11 protein-coding genes are annotated in these 17,889 nt (G+C 69.0%); 10 read left to right on the forward strand and 1 reads right to left on the reverse strand.

Annotation, left to right across the window (positions count from 1 at the left end):
- The first annotated feature begins 556 nt into the window (after positions 1–556).
- The 9 genes from ngcE to ACLB9X_RS06410 all read left to right on the forward strand — a co-directional run bounded on the left by ngcE (position 557) and on the right by ACLB9X_RS06410 (position 12,740).
- A complete protein-coding gene (ngcE, locus tag ACLB9X_RS06370) occupies positions 557–2,008 on the forward strand; it encodes an N-acetylglucosamine/diacetylchitobiose ABC transporter substrate-binding protein (protein ID WP_410359252.1) in 1,452 nt (483 codons plus the stop codon).
- Between the two features lie 49 nt (positions 2,009–2,057).
- Entirely contained in the window at positions 2,058–2,999 is a 942-nt protein-coding gene (locus tag ACLB9X_RS06375; protein WP_410359253.1) for a carbohydrate ABC transporter permease, read from the forward strand.
- A 2-nt stretch (positions 3,000–3,001) separates the two neighbouring features.
- Positions 3,002–3,931 carry a carbohydrate ABC transporter permease gene (locus tag ACLB9X_RS06380; RefSeq protein ID WP_410359254.1) on the forward strand — a complete coding sequence of 310 codons (930 nt, stop codon included), beginning with the start codon at positions 3,002–3,004 and terminating at the stop codon, positions 3,929–3,931.
- Positions 3,932–4,154: 223 nt separating this feature from the next.
- Entirely contained in the window at positions 4,155–5,354 is a 1,200-nt protein-coding gene (locus ACLB9X_RS06385; protein ID WP_410359255.1) for an ROK family protein, read from the forward strand.
- A 169-nt stretch (positions 5,355–5,523) separates the two neighbouring features.
- On the forward strand, positions 5,524–6,588 hold the full coding sequence (locus ACLB9X_RS06390; protein ID WP_410359584.1) for a sugar ABC transporter substrate-binding protein: 1,065 nt from the start codon (positions 5,524–5,526) through the stop codon (positions 6,586–6,588).
- Between the two features lie 284 nt (positions 6,589–6,872).
- A complete protein-coding gene (locus ACLB9X_RS06395) occupies positions 6,873–7,661 on the forward strand; it encodes an ATP-binding cassette domain-containing protein (protein ID WP_410359256.1) in 789 nt (262 codons plus the stop codon).
- Positions 7,658–8,947, forward strand: coding sequence for a sugar ABC transporter permease (locus ACLB9X_RS06400; protein ID WP_410359257.1), 1,290 nt, complete (start codon positions 7,658–7,660; stop codon positions 8,945–8,947). Before ACLB9X_RS06395 ends, ACLB9X_RS06400 begins: the two co-directional genes overlap by 4 nt.
- Positions 8,948–9,171: 224 nt before the next feature.
- On the forward strand, positions 9,172–11,079 hold the full coding sequence (gene dxs, locus ACLB9X_RS06405; RefSeq protein WP_410359585.1) for a 1-deoxy-D-xylulose-5-phosphate synthase: 1,908 nt from the start codon (positions 9,172–9,174) through the stop codon (positions 11,077–11,079).
- A 149-nt stretch (positions 11,080–11,228) separates the two neighbouring features.
- Positions 11,229–12,740 (forward strand): amino acid permease, encoded by a 1,512-nt coding sequence (locus tag ACLB9X_RS06410; RefSeq protein ID WP_410359258.1) that lies wholly within the window; start codon positions 11,229–11,231, stop codon positions 12,738–12,740.
- A 93-nt stretch (positions 12,741–12,833) separates the two neighbouring features.
- Here the strand turns inward: ACLB9X_RS06410 and putP are convergent, their stop codons facing one another.
- Positions 12,834–16,412, reverse strand: coding sequence for a sodium/proline symporter PutP (putP, locus tag ACLB9X_RS06415; protein WP_410359259.1), 3,579 nt, complete (start codon positions 16,410–16,412; stop codon positions 12,834–12,836).
- A 268-nt stretch (positions 16,413–16,680) separates the two neighbouring features.
- On the opposite strand from putP, the gene ACLB9X_RS06420 reads away from it, so the two are divergent.
- A complete protein-coding gene (locus ACLB9X_RS06420; RefSeq protein WP_410359260.1) occupies positions 16,681–17,772 on the forward strand; it encodes a hypothetical protein in 1,092 nt (363 codons plus the stop codon).
- The last annotated feature ends 117 nt before the right edge of the window (positions 17,773–17,889 follow it).

The raw sequence follows: 17,889 nt of genomic DNA on the forward strand, positions 1-17,889 counted from the left end.
ACCGCCAGGGTGACCGCATGGGCTGGTCTCTGCCAGGGTCGGAGTCTGGGCTGCATCCCGGGTCATTCCTCCAGGGGAAGGCGCGTTGGACAACGTTGTCAGGCGCGAGGCGCAGGATCCAGTAGGGAGCCAAGCTTCCTTCGGTGTCAAGGGTGTTGGCGTTGCAGGCGGGTCGGAATATGGTGTTCCGCGAAGAATGCAGCGGTCGTCGGCGGCCGCACGGGTCCTTTGTGTCCGCGAGGTCTCAACTCGGGAAAGACTGCCGTCCAACCTTGCATTCGATCTTGCTCAGTTGGCGGGAAGTGGACTATACCTGTCGGCGTCCGTAGAGGAGTTACAGATTGCGGGCAGGGGGGACGACCGGCGGTCGGGCCACGTGGACCGGCGGCCGGAAAAGATCCGTTCCCGCTGCCGGCCGGTGCACGATGCGAGCTTCACTGGGTTTCCCTTCGGGAAAACGCAGCAACCGACCGCGGTAACGGGGCCCTTCGCCTGAGGCGAGCAGTACGGGCGACCGGTACACCGCCTGAGTCCTGGAGAAGGCGAGGACTTGAGCATGGGATTCACCTCCGCCCACGACAACAATGAGGGCCTCAGCCGTCGAAATCTGATCAAGCGGTCGGCCGCACTCGGGCTGATTGCCGTCCCGACGATGAGTTTCCTGTCCGCTTGTGCGAGCGGTGACGGCGGCACGGACAATCAGGTCGAGAAGGGCGAGAAGAGCGCTCAGAACCCGCTCGGCGTCAACGAGACGGCCCAGCTGGAGGTCGTCATCTTCGACGGCGGCTTCGGCACGCAGTACGCCAAGGACGCCGTCGCGGTCTACGAGAAGAACTTCCCCAAGGCCCCCAAGGTCAAGTTCTCCGCGACGCAGAAGATCCAGTCCGTCCTGCAGCCGCGCTTCAACCAGGGCAGCCCGCCCGACCTGATCGACAACTCCGGCGCGGAGCAGATGGACATGGGCGTCCTGGTCGGCAAGAAGCAGCTCGCCGACCTCACCCCGCTGCTCGACGCCCCGTCGGTCGACGACCCGAACAAGAAGGTCCGCGACACGCTGCGGCCGGGCATCGTCGAGATGGGCCAGTTCGACGGCGATCCCGTCTGGGTCTTCTACTACGCCTACACCGTGTACGGCGTGTGGTACTCCCAGAAGGCCCTGGACGGCCTGGACGCCACGTACCCGGAGACCTGGGACGACATGCTGGCCCTCTGCGAGAAGGCCAAGAAGAAGGGCATCGCGGGCTGGACGTACGCGGGCAAGCACCCGTACTACATCCCCTTCTCGCTCTACCCGATGATCGCCAAGGTCGGCGGCCGCGAGGTCCTCGACGCCATCGACAACCTCGAGCCCAACGCCTGGAAGCACCCGGCCGTCAAGGCCTGCTTCGAGGCGTACTACGAGCTCTACAAGAAGGGCTACATCCTCAAGGGCACCCCGGGCCTGGACCACATCCAGTCCCAGACCGCCTGGACCGAGGGCAAGGCGCTCTTCATCCCCAACGGCTCGTGGGTGGAGAATGAGGCGGCGAAGACCATGCCGAAGGACTTCGACCTCGCGGTCTCCGCGCCCAGTGGCATCGACAGCTCGGACAGGATGCCGTTCGGCACCATGTGGGCGTCCGGCGGTGAGCCCTTTATCGTCCCGGCGAACGCGAAGAACCCCGACGGCGGCATGGAGCAGCTGCGCATCATGCTCAGCGAGGCGTCGTCCAAGAACTTCACCTCACAGGTCAAGTCGCTGACGGCGTTCAACGGAGGCACCGACGGCATCGAGCTGACGCCGGGTCTGAAGTCCGGTGTCGCCGCGCTCCAGAAGGCCGGCGAGAACGTGGTGAACCCGCGACTCCAGGACTGGTACGTCGCCCTGCAGAAGGAGAAGATCGGCGTGGCCGGTCTCGGCGAGATGATGGCGGGCCGCCTGACCCCGGCCGAGGCGATCAAGAAGATCCAGGGCTTCGCCGACGAGGCCGCCAAGGACGACTCCATCAAGCACTACAAGCACCAGTGAGCACGCGTCACCAGCGGCGGCTGCGACGACAAGATCGGGGTCGGTAGGCATGCAGCACGGCAAGTACCGTTTCATCGTGGGGTTCCTGGCCATGCCCCTGGCGTTGTATGCACTCTTCGTCATCTGGCCGTTCATCCAGTCCATCTACTACTCGTTCACGGACTGGACGGGACTGAGCCCCGACTTCGAGATGGTCGGTTTCGACAACTTCAGCAGGATGCTGGACGACGAGATCTTCTGGAAGTCGCTGCAGCACAGCCTGATCTTCGCACTGCTGCTGCCGCTGGTGACGCTGAGCCTGGCACTGTTCTTCAGCTTCATGCTCAACGTCGGCGGCCGGCACCGCAGGAACGGCAAGGCCGCCGGCGCCGTGAGCGGTGTCCGGGGATCGTCCTTCTACAAGATCGTGTACTTCTTCCCGCAGGTGCTCTCGATCGCGATCGTCGCGCTGCTCTTCCAGTTCGCGTACAACCCCAACAGCGGCGCGATCAACTCGGCCCTCAAGGCCGTCGGCCTCGACAGCGTCCAGCCGGTCTGGCTGGGCGATCCCGATCTGGCCCTGTGGTGCGTGATGGCGGTCCTGGTCTGGAGCACCGTCGGTTTCTTCGTGGTGCTGTTCTCCGCCGGAATGGCTTCGATCCCCAGCGACTTCTACGAGGCCGCGCTGCTCGACGGCGCGAGCCGTGTCACCACGTTCTTCAAGATCACCCTGCCGCTGCTGTGGGACACCGTGCAGTCGGGCTGGGTCTACATGGGCATCCTCGCGCTGGGCGCGGAGTCCTTCGCGGTCGTACAGATCATGACCGTCGGCCCGAACGGAGGCGGCCCCGACTACTCGACCATCGTGATGCCGCTGTACGTGTACCAGAAGGCCTTCCGCGACGGTCAGGCCGCCTATGCAACGACGATCGGTGTCGCCCTCCTCATCGTCACGCTGCTCTTCGCGGCGATCGTGATGCGGCTGGGCCGGCGCGAGCGGCTGGAGTACTGACTATGAAAACCACTCAATCCCCTCCGGTCGGCATCGAGGAGGGCGGCGGCGACGGCCCCGTGGCCACGACGGCCGGTGCCGCCCCGCAGTCGCGCAAGCGCGGCGGTGAGGGCAAGGTTCTCAACGTCTTCTCGCACGGCATGCTGATCCTCTGGGCGTTCATGGTCGTCATGCCGCTGCTGTGGGCCGTGATGACGTCCTTCAAGGACGACCGGTCCATCTTCACCTCGCCCTGGGCGCCGCCGGACAAGCTGCATTTCGAGAACTGGTCGCGCGCCTGGACCGAGGCGCACATGAGCGACTACTTCCTGAACACCGTTCTGGTGGTCGGCGGCTCGCTGGCCGGCACCCTGCTGCTGGGCTCGATGGCGGCCTATGTGCTGGCGCGCTTCGACTTCCCCGGGAACCGCTTCATCTACTTCCTCTTCATCGGAGGGATGAGCTTCCCGATCATCCTGGCCCTGGTCCCGTTGTTCTACGTCCTGAACAACATGGCGCTGCTCAACACGATCCACGGGCTGATCCTGGTCTACATCGCCTATTCGCTGCCGTTCACGGTCTTCTTCCTGACCGCCTTCTTCCGCACCCTGCCGACCTCGGTGGCGGAAGCGGCGTTCATGGACGGAGCCTCGCACACCCGGACCTTCTTCCAGGTGATGCTCCCGATGGCCCGGCCCGGGCTGATCAGCGTCGGCATCTTCAACTTCCTGGGCCAGTGGAACCAGTACATGCTGCCGACGGTGCTCAACACCGACGAGAGCAAGAAGGTCCTGTCCCAGGGGCTGGTCCAGCTGGCGGTGAGCCAGGGCTACAAGGGCGACTGGTCGGGTCTCTTCGCCGGCCTGGTGATGGCGATGCTCCCGGTGCTCGCGGCGTACATCATCTTCCAGCGCCAGGTGGTGGCGGGGCTCACCGCGGGGGCGCTCAAGTAACGGCCGCCGTTCCCCGCCCGCCCGCCGCACAGTTGTGCGGCGGGCGGGCGTTTTCCGTGGTGGCTGTGCGCTCATCGGAGTTTGGCCCCGCTCAAGGTCTTGACGGAATTAGCCCCAAAAGGTTCAGCTTAGGGTTCATAAGTTGGAGAGAAGCCGGGCCCCCTGGGTGCCCGGCCGGGGGCGGTCGTCGTACCGCCCACCGGGGGCAGGAGTGGATGGGTCAATGGAGACTCCGGGGTCGCAGACATCGCTGCACCGGGCCAACCTCGAGCGGGTCGTGCGTGCGGTGCGCATGGCCGGCTCGCTCACACAGGCGGAGATCGCCAGGAGCACCGGCCTCTCCGCGGCCACGGTCTCCAACATCGTCCGTGAGCTCAAGGACGGCGGCACGGTCGAGGTGACGCCCACCTCGGCGGGCGGCAGGCGCGCCCGCAGCGTCTCCCTCAGCGGTGACGCGGGCATCGTGATCGGGGTCGACTTCGGCCACACCCACCTGCGGGTCGCGGTCGGCAACCTCGCCCACCAGGTGCTCGCCGAGCAGGCCGAGCCGCTGGACGTGGACGCCTCGTCGGCCGAGGGCTTCGACCGGGCGGAGGCGCTGGTCAACCGGCTGGTCGAGGCCACCGGCATCGGTCCCGGGAAGATCATCGGCGTCGGTCTCGGCGTGCCCGGTCCCATCGACGTGGAGTCCGGCACGCTCGGCTCCACGTCCATCCTGCCGGGCTGGACCGGCATCAACCCCAGCGACGAGCTCTCCGGGCGCCTGGGCGTCCCCGTCCACGTCGACAACGACGCAAACCTCGGCGCGCTCGGCGAGCTGGTGTGGGGCAGCGGACGCGGGGTCAAGGACCTCGCGTACATCAAGGTGGCCAGCGGTGTGGGCGCCGGGCTGGTCATAGACGGCCAGATCTACCGCGGGCCCGGCGGCACCGCGGGGGAGATCGGGCACATCACGCTCGACGAGTCGGGCCCGGTGTGCCGCTGCGGCAACCGGGGATGCCTGGAGACCTTCGCGGCCGCCCGGTACGTGCTGCCGCTGCTGCAGCCGAGCCACGGCGACGGTCTGACCATGGAGAAGGTGGTGCGGCTCGCCCGCGAGGGGGACCCCGGCTGCCGGCGCGTGGTGGCCGACGTGGGCCGCCACATCGGCAGCGGCGTGGCGAACCTGTGCAACCTGCTGAACCCGAGCCGGGTGGTGCTGGGAGGCGATCTGGCGGACGCTGGAGAGTTGGTACTGGGGCCCATCCGCGAGTCCGTCTCCCGCTACGCGATCCCCAGCGCGGCGCGGCAGCTCTCGGTGGCCCCGGGAGCGCTCGGCGGGCGCGCCGAGGTCCTTGGAGCCCTCGCCCTCGTGCTCAGCGAGATGGGCGATTCGTCCCTTCTGGAGAGTGCGTTGCCGACCAGGACTCCTGCCTTCACTTAGATAACGGATGGCACCGTTGTCATCTCGTTAAGGATTTACTCCTTGACGCTGGCGGCGGGGCCGAGTTGACTTCCAGCCACCTCGGCCGCAGCGACGCGGCCTCGTCAGGGAGGTTTACAACGTGAACGCACATCTGCGTCGTGCCGCTATCGCTGCCGCTGCCGCCGCCATGGCCGTCTCGCTCGCCGCCTGCGGCCAGGCGGGGGAGGCGGGCGACGCCGCCGACGAGACCGGCGCCAAGAAGGGCGACGACCTCACCATCGGTCTGCTGCTGCCCGAGAACCAGACCGCTCGTTACGAGAAGTTCGACAAGCCGCTCATCGAGAAGAAGATCAGCGAGCTCACGGGCGGCAAGGCCAAGGTCGTCTACGCCAACGCCAAGCAGGACGCCACGCTGCAGACGCAGCAGGTCGACACCATGATCACGAACAAGGTCGACGCCCTGATCGTGGACGCGGTCGACGCCAAGGCCATCGCCGGCAGCGTCAAGAAGGCCAAGGACGCGGACATCCCGGTCGTCGCCTTCGACCGCCTGGCCGAGGGCCCGATCGACGCCTACACCTCGTTCGACAACGAAGAGGTCGGCCACGTCCAGGGCAAGGCCCTGCTGGAGGCCCTCGGCGACAAGGCCAAGGACGGTCAGATCGTCATGATGAACGGCGCGATCACGGACCCGAACGCCGCGCTGTTCAAGAAGGGCGCCCACGCCGAGCTCGACGGCAAGGTGAACGTCGGCAAGGAGTACGACACCAAGGAGTGGAAGCCGGAGAACGCCAACGCCAACATGGAGGCCGCGATCTCGGCCCTCGGCAAGGACAAGATCATCGGCGTCTACTCCGCGAACGACGGCATGGCGGGCGGCATCATCACCGCCCTCAAGGCCGGCGGCTTCGCCAAGCTCCCGCCGGTCACCGGCCAGGACGCCGAGCTCGCCGGTGTGCAGCGGATCGTCGCGGGCGAGCAGTTCATGAGCGTCTACAAGCCGTACGCGCCGGAGGCCGCCGCCGCGGCCGAGATGGCCGTGGCGCTCGCCAAGGGCGAGTCGCTCGACTCCATCGCCAAGGAGAAGGTCGACAGCCCCACCAACAAGGACATCCCGTCGGTGCTCGTCCCGGTCGTCTCGCTGACCAAGGACAACATCAAGGACACGGTCATCAAGGACGGCGTCTACACCGTCCAGGAGATCTGCACCCCGAAGTTCAAGGCCGCGTGCGACCAGCTCGGCCTGAAGTAAGGCCCTCTCCCCCGGATCGCGCACGGCACGATCCGGGACGAAGGCCCTGGGGCCGCACGCCGGACCACCGGTCCCCGGCGCTCCGGTCCCTGCCCGGCACGGTCCCGTCCCCGCAGTGACGGACGGTCCCGTCCCCGCAGAAACCTTCCGGTGCCCCCTCCCGCCATCCAGCCCCCGCTGCGGGAGGGGCACCGGTCGGAACACTCACGCATAATCTGCTCTGCTCAGCCTCCGCGCCGCCTACCCCGCGGCGCGGCATCCCCGCCGGTCAGGCGGCGAAGGAGATGGTTCACGTGTCCGCTACGCCCGTGTTGGCGTTGCGCGGGGTCTCCAAGCGGTTCGGTGCCGTCCAGGCGCTCACCGACGTAGAGCTTGAGGTCCACGCCGGTGAGGTGGTCGCCCTGGTCGGCGACAACGGCGCCGGAAAGTCCACGCTGGTCAAGACGATCGCCGGCGTGCATCCCATCGATGAAGGCGTCATCGAGTGGGAGGGCAGGGGCGTGTCGATCAACCGCCCGCACGACGCCCAGAATCTCGGCATCGCGACGGTCTACCAGGACCTCGCGCTGTGCGACAACATCGACGTCGTCGGCAACCTCTACCTCGGCCGCGAGCTCCGCAAGCGCGGTGTGCTCGACGAGGTCGAGATGGAGCGCCGCGCCCTCGAACTGCTGAAGACGCTGTCGATCCGCATCCCCAGCGTCCGCATCCCGATCGCCTCGCTGTCCGGCGGTCAGCGCCAGACCGTGGCCATCGCGCGTTCGATGCTCGGCGAACCCAAGCTCGTCATCCTCGACGAGCCCACCGCCGCCCTGGGCGTCGAGCAGACCGCACAGGTGCTCGACCTCGTGGAGCGGCTGCGGGAGCGCGGCCACGCCGTGATCCTGATCAGCCACAACATGGCCGACGTCAAGGCGGTCGCCGACAAGGTCGCCGTCCTCCGGCTCGGCCGGAACAACGGCGTCTTCGAGGTCAAGTCGACCTCGCAGGAAGACATCATCTCCGCCATCACCGGCGCCACGGACAACGCCGTGACCCGCCGTGCGGCGCGCAACGCGGAGGTTCAGAAGTGAGCACCGAGAAGACCTCCACCCCCGTCGAGGCGCCCGTCGTCAACCCGGACGCGGCGCACGACGCGGTCACCGCGGTCGACCCCCGCCTGCTGGTGCGCGAGCAGGGCCTCAAGGGCTACGTCTCCGAGTTCCGGCGGAAGATGCACGCCGGTGACCTGGGCTCGATCCCGGTCGTCCTGGGCCTGGTGATCATCGCGATCATCTTCCAGAGCCTGAACTCCGCCTTCCTCTCGGCGGAGAACCTGAACAACATCGCCGTCACCATGGTCGGCACAGGCATGATGGCCGTCGGCATCATCTTCGTCCTGCTGCTCGGCGAGATCGACCTGTCGGTCGGCTCCGTCAGCGGTGTCGCGGGCGCCATCGTCGCCGTCATGAGCGTCACCCACGGGATGAACGAGTGGCTCGCCGTCCTCGTCGCCCTCGCCGGGGGCGCGGCCATCGGCGCCCTGCACGGCTTCTTCTTCGCCAGGATCGGCGCCCCCGCGTTCGCCGTCACGCTGGCGGGCCTGCTGTTCTGGCTCGGCTTCATGCTCCAGCTCCTCGGCGACGCCGGAACGATCAACCTCGACTCCGAGGGCGTCGTCGGCAAGCTGACCACGTACTACTTCTCGGACATCGCGGCCGCCTACGGCCTCGCCGCCGTGGCCGTGGCCGTGTTCTTCCTGACGTCGTTCTTCGACAACCGACGCCGGGAGGCCGCGGGCGTGCCGTCCCGGCCGGTGTCCGACATCGTGCTGCGCACGGTGCTCCTCGGGATCGTCGCCTTCGCGGCGGCGGCCATGTTCAACCAGTACAAGGGTCTGCCGCTGGCGCTGGTGCTGTTCCTCGCGGTCCTCGTGATCACGGACTTCGTGCTGCGCCGCACCGGGTACGGCCGCAAGATCTTCGCGCTGGGCGGCAGCGTCGAGGCGTCCCGCCGTGCCGGTATCAACGTCACCGCGGTCCGCATCTCGGTGTTCGCCCTGGCCGGGTTCTTCGCGGCGGTCGGCGGCCTGTTCTGGGCCTCCAAGATCGCCGCCGCCAACCAGAGCGCCGGCACCGGCGACCTGCTGATGAACGTCATCGCGGCGGCCGTCATCGGCGGCACCAGCCTCTTCGGCGGCCGGGGCCGCACCTGGAACGCCCTGCTCGGCGTCATGGTGATCGTCTCGATCCAGTACGGCCTCGCCCTGGAGGGTATCGCGACACCCGTCGTCTACATGATCACCGGCGGTGTGCTGCTCGCCACGGTCGTGATCGACTCCATCACCCGCAAGACCCAGAAGACCGCTGGTCGCGCTTGATACACCCCCCAGTGCCCGGCACCGCACGGCGGTGCCGGGCACTGCCGTGTGCGGCGGCCGGCGTGACCGACAACGCACGGCCGCGCGTCGTAGTTCGCGACCGGAACATTAGACTCGGGCAATCGGCAAGGCTCGATCAGCTCGAACGCAGCTCGAAGCAAGGAGGCAGAGTGACGCAGCCGCGCGAAGCGCGCCCTACAGGGGTGGTGGGCGACGGGTGGGGTCTGCTTTCCCGTATCAAGGGACCGCGCGACCTGGACCGGCTCGGCCCCGAGCAGTTGGAGCAGCTGGCCGCAGAAATCCGGACCTTCCTGGTGGACGCCGTATCCAAGACCGGCGGACACCTCGGCCCGAACCTGGGCGTGGTGGAGCTGACGATCGCGCTCCACCGGGTCTTCGACTCCCCTAAGGACAAGGTCCTTTGGGACACCGGCCACCAGAGCTATGTGCACAAGCTGCTGACCGGCCGCCAGGACTTCTCGAAGCTGAAGATGAAGGGCGGCCTGTCCGGCTACCCCTCCCAGGCGGAGTCCGAGCACGACATCATCGAGAACTCGCACGCCTCCACCGTTCTCGGCTGGGCCGACGGCCTCGCGAAGGCCAACCAGGTCCTGAAGAAGGACGACCACGTCGTGGCCGTCATCGGCGACGGCGCGCTGACCGGCGGCATGGCCTGGGAGGCGCTGAACAACATCGCCGCGGCCAAGGACCGCCCCCTGGTCATCGTCGTCAACGACAACGAGCGCTCCTACGCCCCCACCATCGGGGGCCTCGCCAACCACCTGGCCACCCTGCGCACCACCGACGGTTACGAGCGCTTCCTCGCCCGCGGCAAGGACATCCTGGAGCGCACCCCGGTCGTCGGCAGGCCGCTGTACGAGACGCTGCACGGCGCGAAGAAGGGCCTGAAGGACTTCATCGCCCCGCAGGGCATGTTCGAGGACCTCGGCCTGAAGTACGTCGGCCCGATCGACGGCCACGACATCGAGGCCCTGGAGTCCGCGCTCGCCCGCGCCAAGCGTTTCGGCGGGCCGGTCATCGTGCACTGCCTCACCGAGAAGGGCCGCGGCTACCAGCCCGCCCTGGCGGACGAGGCCGACCGCTTCCACGCCGTCGGCAAGATCCACCCCGACACCGGCCTGCCCATCGCCAGCTCGGGCCTCGACTGGACCTCGGTCTTCGGCGAGGAGATGGTCAAGCTCGGCAGGGAACGCGAGGACATCGTGGCCATCACGGCGGCGATGCTGCAGCCGGTCGGCCTGGACCGGTTCGCCAAGGAGTTCCCGGAGCGGGTCTACGACGTCGGCATCGCCGAGCAGCACGGCGCCGTGTCCGCGGCCGGCCTCGCCACCGGCGGCCTGCACCCGGTCTTCGCCGTCTACGCGACCTTCCTGAACCGCGCCTTCGACCAGGTCCTCATGGACGTGGCCCTGCACAAGTGCGGCGTCACGTTCGTCCTCGACCGGGCCGGCGTCACCGGCACGGACGGCGCCTCCCACAACGGCATGTGGGACATGTCGATCCTCCAGGTCGTCCCCGGCCTGCGCATCGCCGCCCCCCGCGACGCCGACCAGGTCCGCGCCCAGCTGCGCGAGGCCGTCGAGGTCGACGACGCACCGACCGTGGTCCGCTTCTCCAAGGGCGCCGTCGGCCCCGCCGTGCAGGCCGTCGGCACCGTCGGCGGCATGGATGTCCTGCGGTACGCGGACAGCGAGCGCCCGGACGTGCTGCTCGTCTCCGTCGGCGCGCTCGCCCCCATGTGCCTGGAGATCGCCGACCTGCTCGACGCGCAGGGCATCTCCACCACGGTCGTCGACCCCCGCTGGGTCAAGCCCGTCGACGAGGCGCTCGCCCCGCTCGCCGAGCGGCACCGCGTCGTGGTCACTGTCGAGGACAACAGCCGCGTCGGCGGTGTCGGCTCCGCGGTCGCGCAGACCCTGCGCGACGCGGGCGTGGACGTGCCGCTGCGCGACTTCGGCATCCCGCCGCGCTTCCTCGACCACGCCTCCCGCAAGGAGGTCCTCGCGGAGATCGGGCTGACCGCGCCCGACATCGCGCGCCAGGTCACCGGGCTGGTCTCCCGGCTGGACGGCCGCATCGACAGCGAGGCGGTCGAGCCCGCCCGCGACTGAGCTCACCCATCCGGCGCACACGTGGGCCGGTCGGAGCACCCCTCGGGGTTTCCGGCCGGCCCTTTCGTGTGAAACGCACTGGGAGGGCGGGCGCGGTCCCGCACCCCTCTCGATCATGGGTATACGGCCATGGCTACGGAGGTACGCCGGTGAGCACAGAGCAGCAGCACTCCGCGAGCACCGGGGTGTTCCGCACCAAGACTGTGGAACAGTCCATCCGCGACACCGAGGAGCCCGAGCATGCGCTGAAGAAGAGCCTGTCCGCGTGGGATCTCACGATCTTCGGTGTCGGCGTCATCATCGGCACGGGCATCTTCGTCCTCACCGGCATCGCGGCCCGCAACAACGCCGGACCCGCCACCGCACTGTCCTTCGTGGCCGCGGGCGTCGTCTGCGCCCTCGCGGCGCTCTGCTACGCCGAGTTCGCGTCCACCGTGCCCGTGGCCGGCTCGGCGTACACGTTCTCCTACGCCTCGATCGGGGAACTGCCCGCCTGGATCATCGGCTGGGACCTCGTCCTCGAATTCGCTCTCGGCACCGCCGTGGTGGCGGTCGGCTGGTCCGGCTACGTCCGCAGCCTCATCGAAACCAACCTCGGCTGGGACGTACCCCTCGCCCTGTCCGGGCCGGACGAGGGAGGGGCCTTCGACCTGCTGGCCTTCCTGCTCGTCCTGGCGCTGACCGCCATCCTGGTCATCGGCACGAAGCTCTCGGCCCGGATCACCGCGATCGTGGTCGCCGTCAAGGTCACCGTCGTCCTCATGGTCATCGTCGCGGGCCTGTTCTTCATCAAGGCCGACAACTACTCGCCGTTCGTCCCCCCGGCCGAGCCGCAGGAAGCCGGCGGCGGCCTCCACGCGCCGCTGGTCCAGGTGCTCTTCGGCTACGAGCCCACCAACTTCGGCGTCATGGGCATCTTCACCGCGGCCTCTCTCGTCTTCTTCGCCTTCATCGGCTTCGACGTCGTGGCCACCGCCGCCGAGGAGACCAGGAACCCGCAGCGGGACATGCCGCGCGGCATCATCGGCTCGCTGTTCATCTGTACCGTGCTCTACGTGGCCGTGACGGTGGTGGTCACCGGTATGCAGTTCTACCGGGAGATGTCGCCGACCGCCCCGCTCGCCGACGCCTTCAAGTCCGTGGGCCAGCCCTTCTTCGCGGGTGCCATCAGCCTCGGCGCCGCCGTCGGCCTCATCACCGTGTCCATGATCCTGCTGCTCGGCCAGACCCGGGTGTTCTTCGCGATGAGCCGGGACGGGCTGCTGCCGCGCTTCTTCTCCATCACCCACCCGAAGTACCGCACCCCCTACCGGGCGACGCTGCTGCTCGGTGTGGTGATCGCCGTCATCGCGGGTTTCACCAGCCTGGAGAACCTCGCGGAACTGGTGAACATCGGCACGCTCTTCGCCTTCGTCGTCGTGGCGCTCGGCGTCATCATCCTCCGCCGCACACGGCCCGACCTGCACCGAGCCTTCCGCACCCCGTGGGTGCCGCTGATCCCGATCCTGTCGATCGCGGCCTCGCTCTGGCTCATGCTCAACCTGCCGACCGAGACCTGGCTGCGGTTCGGCATCTGGATGGCCGTCGGCGTCGTCGTGTACTTCGTCTACGGACGGTCCCGCAGCCGTCTCGGGCGGCTCGGACGCGACGCCACCTTCTGAGGACGGTTCCCGCCGGTTCCGGCCCCGTACGCCTCCGGGTGGACGGGGCCGGAACAGTCACGTGGTGGGGGCACGGCGTCAGGTGACGCAGGATCAGCTCACCGGTCCGTCAGAAGGCGCCTGCTCCGCCCAGATGATCTTGCCGGTCTTCGTGTAGCGGGTGCCCCATCGCCTGGCGAGCTGCGCGACGATCAGCAGTCCCCGGCCCCCCTCGTCCGTGGTCCGGGCGTGGCGCAGGCGCGGTGAGGTGCTGCTGGCGTCGGAGACCTCGCAGATCAGGGCGTGGTCCCGGATCAGGCGCAGCGAGATCGGTCCGGCCGCGTGGCGGATGGCGTTGGTGACCAGCTCGCTGACGATCAGTTCCGTGGTGAACAGCAGCTGGTCCATGCCCCACTCCGACAGGGTCCGACCGGCGAGGCCGCGGGCATGTGAGACGGCGGCGGGGTCGGAGGGCAGGTCCCAGGAGACGACCCGGTCCGAGCCCAGGAGGCGCGTCCGGGCGAGGAGCAGGGCGACGTCGTCGGACGGCGGACCGGTCAGCAGGGCGTTGACGGCGTTGTCCCCGATCTCCTCCAGCGTCGGCCGCGTCACCGCGAGGGCGTTGCGGAGCCGGGTGAGTCCGACGTCGATGTCGCGATCGCAGGTCTCGATGAGGCCGTCGGTGAAGAGACCGATCAGGCTGCCTTCGGCCAGCTCCAGTGTGACGGATTCGAAGGGCAGGGAGCCGAGACCGAGCGGCGGTCCGGCGGGCAGGTCCAGGAAGTCAACAGCCCCCTCGGGGCCCACGATCACAGGCGGGAGGTGGCCGGCCCGGGCCAGCGTGCACTGTCTGCTGACCGGGTCGTACACGGCGTACAGGCAGGTGGCGCCCATCATCGCGGCGCCGACGCCCTCGTTCTCGGCCGCCGCCGACCGGTCTCGGCCGTGCGCCTCCATGAGGCCGATGACCAGGTCGTCCAGGTGGGCCAGCAACTCGTCGGGAGGCAGGTCGAGATTGGCGAGCGTGCGCACTGCCGTGCGGAGCCGCCCCATGGTGGCCGCGGAATTGATGCCATGTCCGACCACGTCCCCGACGACCAATGCCACCCGGGTCCCGGAAAGGGGGATCACGTCGAACCAGTCACCCCCCACACCGCTCGGCGCGTCCGCCGGGTAGTACCACGACGCCACCTCCAGAGCGGATCCGCCGGTCAGCTCCTGTGGCAGCAGATAGCGCTGCATCGAACGGGCCGCGGTGTGCTCCCGGGTGAACCGGCGTGCGTTGTCGACACACAGCGCCGCACGGGAGACCAGCTCCTCTGCGAGACGTACATCGTCCTCCTCGAAGGGGCCCAGACGCCCGGACCGCACGAATGTCGCCACGCCCAGGGTGACGCCGCGCGCCCGCAGCGGCACCACCATCACCGAGCGGAAGTCGAACTCGCGGATGACGCCACCCAGCGACGGGTCCATGGCCACCCACGAACCGGCGGTGGAGTCCAGGTCCTCCACCAAGGTCCTGCTCTCCAGAAGGCAGCGGGCGACGGGCGAGGACGGGTCGCGCTGGACCGCTTCCCCCACGGCCAGTCGCGCCTCCGGGTTGCCCGCACGCACCGACTTCTGCCCCGCGCGACGAATGACGGGGCCGGTGTCGACCGGTCCGGGGTCCGGCTCCTCGCCTCTGATGACCGAGTCCAGCAGGTCGACGGCGACGAAGTCGGCGACGGACGGCACCGCGTGGTCGGCCAGTTCCTGCGCGGTCAGCGGCACGTCCAGCGCGCTGCCGATCCGGGCACTGGCGTCGTTGAGCAGGGCAAGGCGCTCCTGGGCCCGCCAGCGCTCGGTGACGCTGATGATCATGTACCAGACACCAACGGTCCGCCCGTGGCGGTCCTTCATCCCGAAGAAGGAGGCCGAGTACGCATGCTCCCGGTGGGGATCCGCGTACGTGGGGCCGCGGAACTCGTAGTCCATCACCGGAGCCCCGGTCCGCAGGACCGTCTGCATGTTCTTCTCGAACGCCTCCGCCTCCACCTTCGGCAGCACCTCCTCCACCCGCCGCCCCAGCCGCTTTTCGAGGGGGATCAGGCGCGCCAGGATGTCGTTCACCCAGACGTAGCGCAGATCCGCGTCCAGGACGGCCACACCGACCGGTGCGTGCGCGAGGAACGATTCGAGCCTCAGCTGGCTGACCCCGCCTCCCGGCATCCGCCAGAAGGCACGTTCCGGTGGCCGGCCGACGAACCTGCCGAAGACCAGCGCGGCGACCGTGGCGACCAGCACGCCCGGGACCATCTCGTAGATGCCCGACTCGAACGGCCCGAGCAGCGGATTGATCCTCTTCCACAGGAGCACCGTGGCCGCGCCCGACACGATTCCGGCCATGGCCCCCGCCCATGTCATACGCGGCCAGTACAGCGACAGGAGGACGACCGGCCCGAAGGCCGCTCCGAAACCGGCCCAGGCATAGGCGACGATGTTCAGCACTCCGCCACCCCTGAGGGCGATCAGGCAGGCGACCAGAATCACCACCACCACGGCGCCGCGACCGACCCACACCAGCGACCTGTCCGAGGCCCGGCGGCGGAGGAACGCCCGGTAAAAGTCCTCCGTGAGCGCGACGGACGACACGAGAAGCTGGCTGTCCGCGGTCGACAGGATCGCGGCCAGCACGGCGACCAGCATCACCCCGGCGACCCAGGGGTTGAGCAGCGCCTCGCTCAGGGCGATGTAGACGGTCTCCGGGTTGTCCAGCGGTGCGCCGGGCCGGCCCGCTCCCACGAGGCCGACGAGGATGGCGCCGGCGAGCACGACGAGCACCCAGCCCGTTCCGATGCGCCGGGCCGCCGGGACGGCATGGGTGCTGCGGATGCCCATGAAGCGGGCCAGGATGTGCGGCTGACCGAAGTAGCCGAGGCCCCAGGCAAGCAGCGAGACGATGGCCACAGCGCCCAGGGGGCTGCCTGCCGTCCACTGACCGTCGGCGAAGCGTGCCTCGGCCCCCACGTCCAGCAGGGCCGGCGTCTTGCTGTCGAGGGCGTCCTTCAGCGGTCCGAAGCCACCGAGCGCCCCGATACCGATCGCCGGGAGCACGATGAGGGCGAGGAACATCAGAATGCCCTGCATCACGTGGGTCAGGCTCACCGCGAGGAAGCCGCCGAGGCACGAGTAGACCACGATCACCAGGGCGGTCAGGGACACCGCGAGCGCGAAGTCGACGTCGAAGACCTGCTCGAACAGCAGCCCGCCGGCCACCAGACCGCTGGCGACGTAGACGGTGAAGAACACGATGGTGACCGCCGCCGAGACCAGCCGGAGCATCCGGGTACGGTCCTCGAACCGCTCCTCCAGGTAGGCCGACAGGCTGACGGCGTTTCCGGCGCGCTCGGTGTAGGTGCGCAGTCTCGGTGCGACGAACAGCCAGTTGAGGTAGGTGCCCATCGCCAGGCCGACGGCGATCCAGCCGGCGCCGATGCCCGCCGCGTACACGGCTCCGGGGAGTGCCAGGAACAGCCACCCGGACATGTCGCTGGCACCTGCGGACAGGGCGGCGGCCGGCGGGCTGAGTCGGCGGCCACCGAGGGCGAAGTCGGCGAACGTGCGGGTGCGGGGGTACGCCCAGACACCCACTGCGATCATGGCAAGCACATAAACGACAAATGTGGCCAGGATCGGCGCGCTCAGGTCGGACATGTCTTCCTCGCCTGCGAGGCTGGTGAGCACAAGCACGGCCAGTGGCAGGTCTGCACCTTGCCCTGTCATACAAATCTACAGATTCTGCGCCGGCCGGGCCTGTACGCGGTCCGGAACCGAACTGACGACTTTGGTGCTGTCCACGATCATGACGGTGTCCACGGGGCCGCATCCGAGGGCCGCGGCACAGCGGCCGGAACCGTACTGAGACAATGACCGCGGTATGAACGACTCGGTACGCGATCGGTTGGGACGCACGGGACCTGCCATGACTGCTATGGGTGCGCCGGCGCTCGGAGAGCCGGAGGGGATCAGCCTCGAACGGCTCTCGGGCGACTGGCTGACCCGGGGCAGGGACGGACTGCTCACCGCGTTCGCGCCCGCGGAGGGCGCGGTACTGCGCTGGACGCAGCGGGGAGCGGGCTGGACCGGCCCCGACCGGCTGCCCGCAGCCGGACTGCTGCCCCGGCTCACCGTCGCCCAGGGGGCGGACGGCTACATCCACCTGGTGGGCATGCGCCCGGCCGGCTCCGGCGACGGTGTCGAGCTGGTGCACGCGGTGCAGTTCCAGACCGGGCGTCCCCTGCTCGGCTGGGACGTGATCGGGCACCCCAACAAGGATCCGCGGTGGACGGGCAACCCGGTGGCCGTCGTCGACGGCGAGGGCCGCCTCTGCGTCGCTCTGCGCAACGGCGGCTCCGGCGTCAGCTGCCGGACCCAGGGGCCCCGCGGTGGCTGGGGGCGCTGGCAGGACCTCGGCGGCTACGGAGTCCAGGAGTCCTTGGCCGCGGCCGTCGACAGCGCGGGGCTCGTCGAGCTCTTCGTGCCCGACCACAAGAAGATCACGCGGTACACGCAGGAGAAGCCGGGCGCCCCCTTCGCCCTCGCGGACCGGTTGGAGATGCATGCTGTGCCGGGCACGCTCTCGGCGCTGGCCACAGCGTCCGGCTCTGTCTCTGTGTTCTTCGTCGACGACGACGGAGTGGTCCAGGTCTGGGCCCCGCAGCGGGACCCTCTGCCCCGGCCGCTGACGAGGGCGGTCGGTACCGGTCCGCTCCACCTCGCGCCGTTGTTGATCGAGGGTTACCCCTGCACGGTCCTCGCCCAGGAGACGGGCGAGGGGTCCGAGGTCGCGTTCGCGGCGTACCCGGCGGAGAACGAGGAAGCGGGCGCCTGGTGGACCTCCACCTCCACCGGTGCCGCCACCGGCACGGACGGCCCGATGCCGCTCGCCCTGCAGGAGCACGGTGACGGCGGGCTGATCGCCATGGCGCTCATCGGCGACGGCGTACCGATGGCCACGCGCCAGAAGACGGCGGCCGGCGGATTCGCGCTGGGCCGCTGGAAGCCGCTGGTGTGACCGGGCGGCGGCGACGGGCCGGATGACGCGCGCACTGTGTGGCGCGCCGACCGGGCGGCACGCGGAAGGGGCCGTACACGCGGAACGGGCCGTACGGATACCTCCGTACGGCCCGTT

The sequence above is a fragment of the Streptomyces sp. 5K101 genome (genome assembly GCF_046506645.1).
In the GTDB taxonomy this organism is placed as follows: domain Bacteria; phylum Actinomycetota; class Actinomycetes; order Streptomycetales; family Streptomycetaceae; genus Streptomyces.

Bases quoted from the DNA above. Each gene is read 5' to 3' on its own strand.
- ngcE (WP_410359252.1), top strand. From the start codon at position 557: ATGGGATTCACCTCCGCCCACGACAACAATGAGGGCCTCAGCCGTCGA.
- ACLB9X_RS06375 (WP_410359253.1), top strand. From the start codon at position 2,058: ATGCAGCACGGCAAGTACCGTTTCATCGTGGGGTTCCTGGCCATGCCC.
- ACLB9X_RS06380 (WP_410359254.1), top strand. From the start codon at position 3,002: ATGAAAACCACTCAATCCCCTCCGGTCGGCATCGAGGAGGGCGGCGGC.
- ACLB9X_RS06385 (WP_410359255.1), top strand. From the start codon at position 4,155: ATGGAGACTCCGGGGTCGCAGACATCGCTGCACCGGGCCAACCTCGAG.
- ACLB9X_RS06390 (WP_410359584.1), top strand. From the start codon at position 5,524: ATGGCCGTCTCGCTCGCCGCCTGCGGCCAGGCGGGGGAGGCGGGCGAC.
- ACLB9X_RS06395 (WP_410359256.1), top strand. From the start codon at position 6,873: ATGGTTCACGTGTCCGCTACGCCCGTGTTGGCGTTGCGCGGGGTCTCC.
- putP (WP_410359259.1), bottom strand. From the start codon at position 16,412: ATGTCCGACCTGAGCGCGCCGATCCTGGCCACATTTGTCGTTTATGTG.
- ACLB9X_RS06420 (WP_410359260.1), top strand. From the start codon at position 16,681: ATGACTGCTATGGGTGCGCCGGCGCTCGGAGAGCCGGAGGGGATCAGC.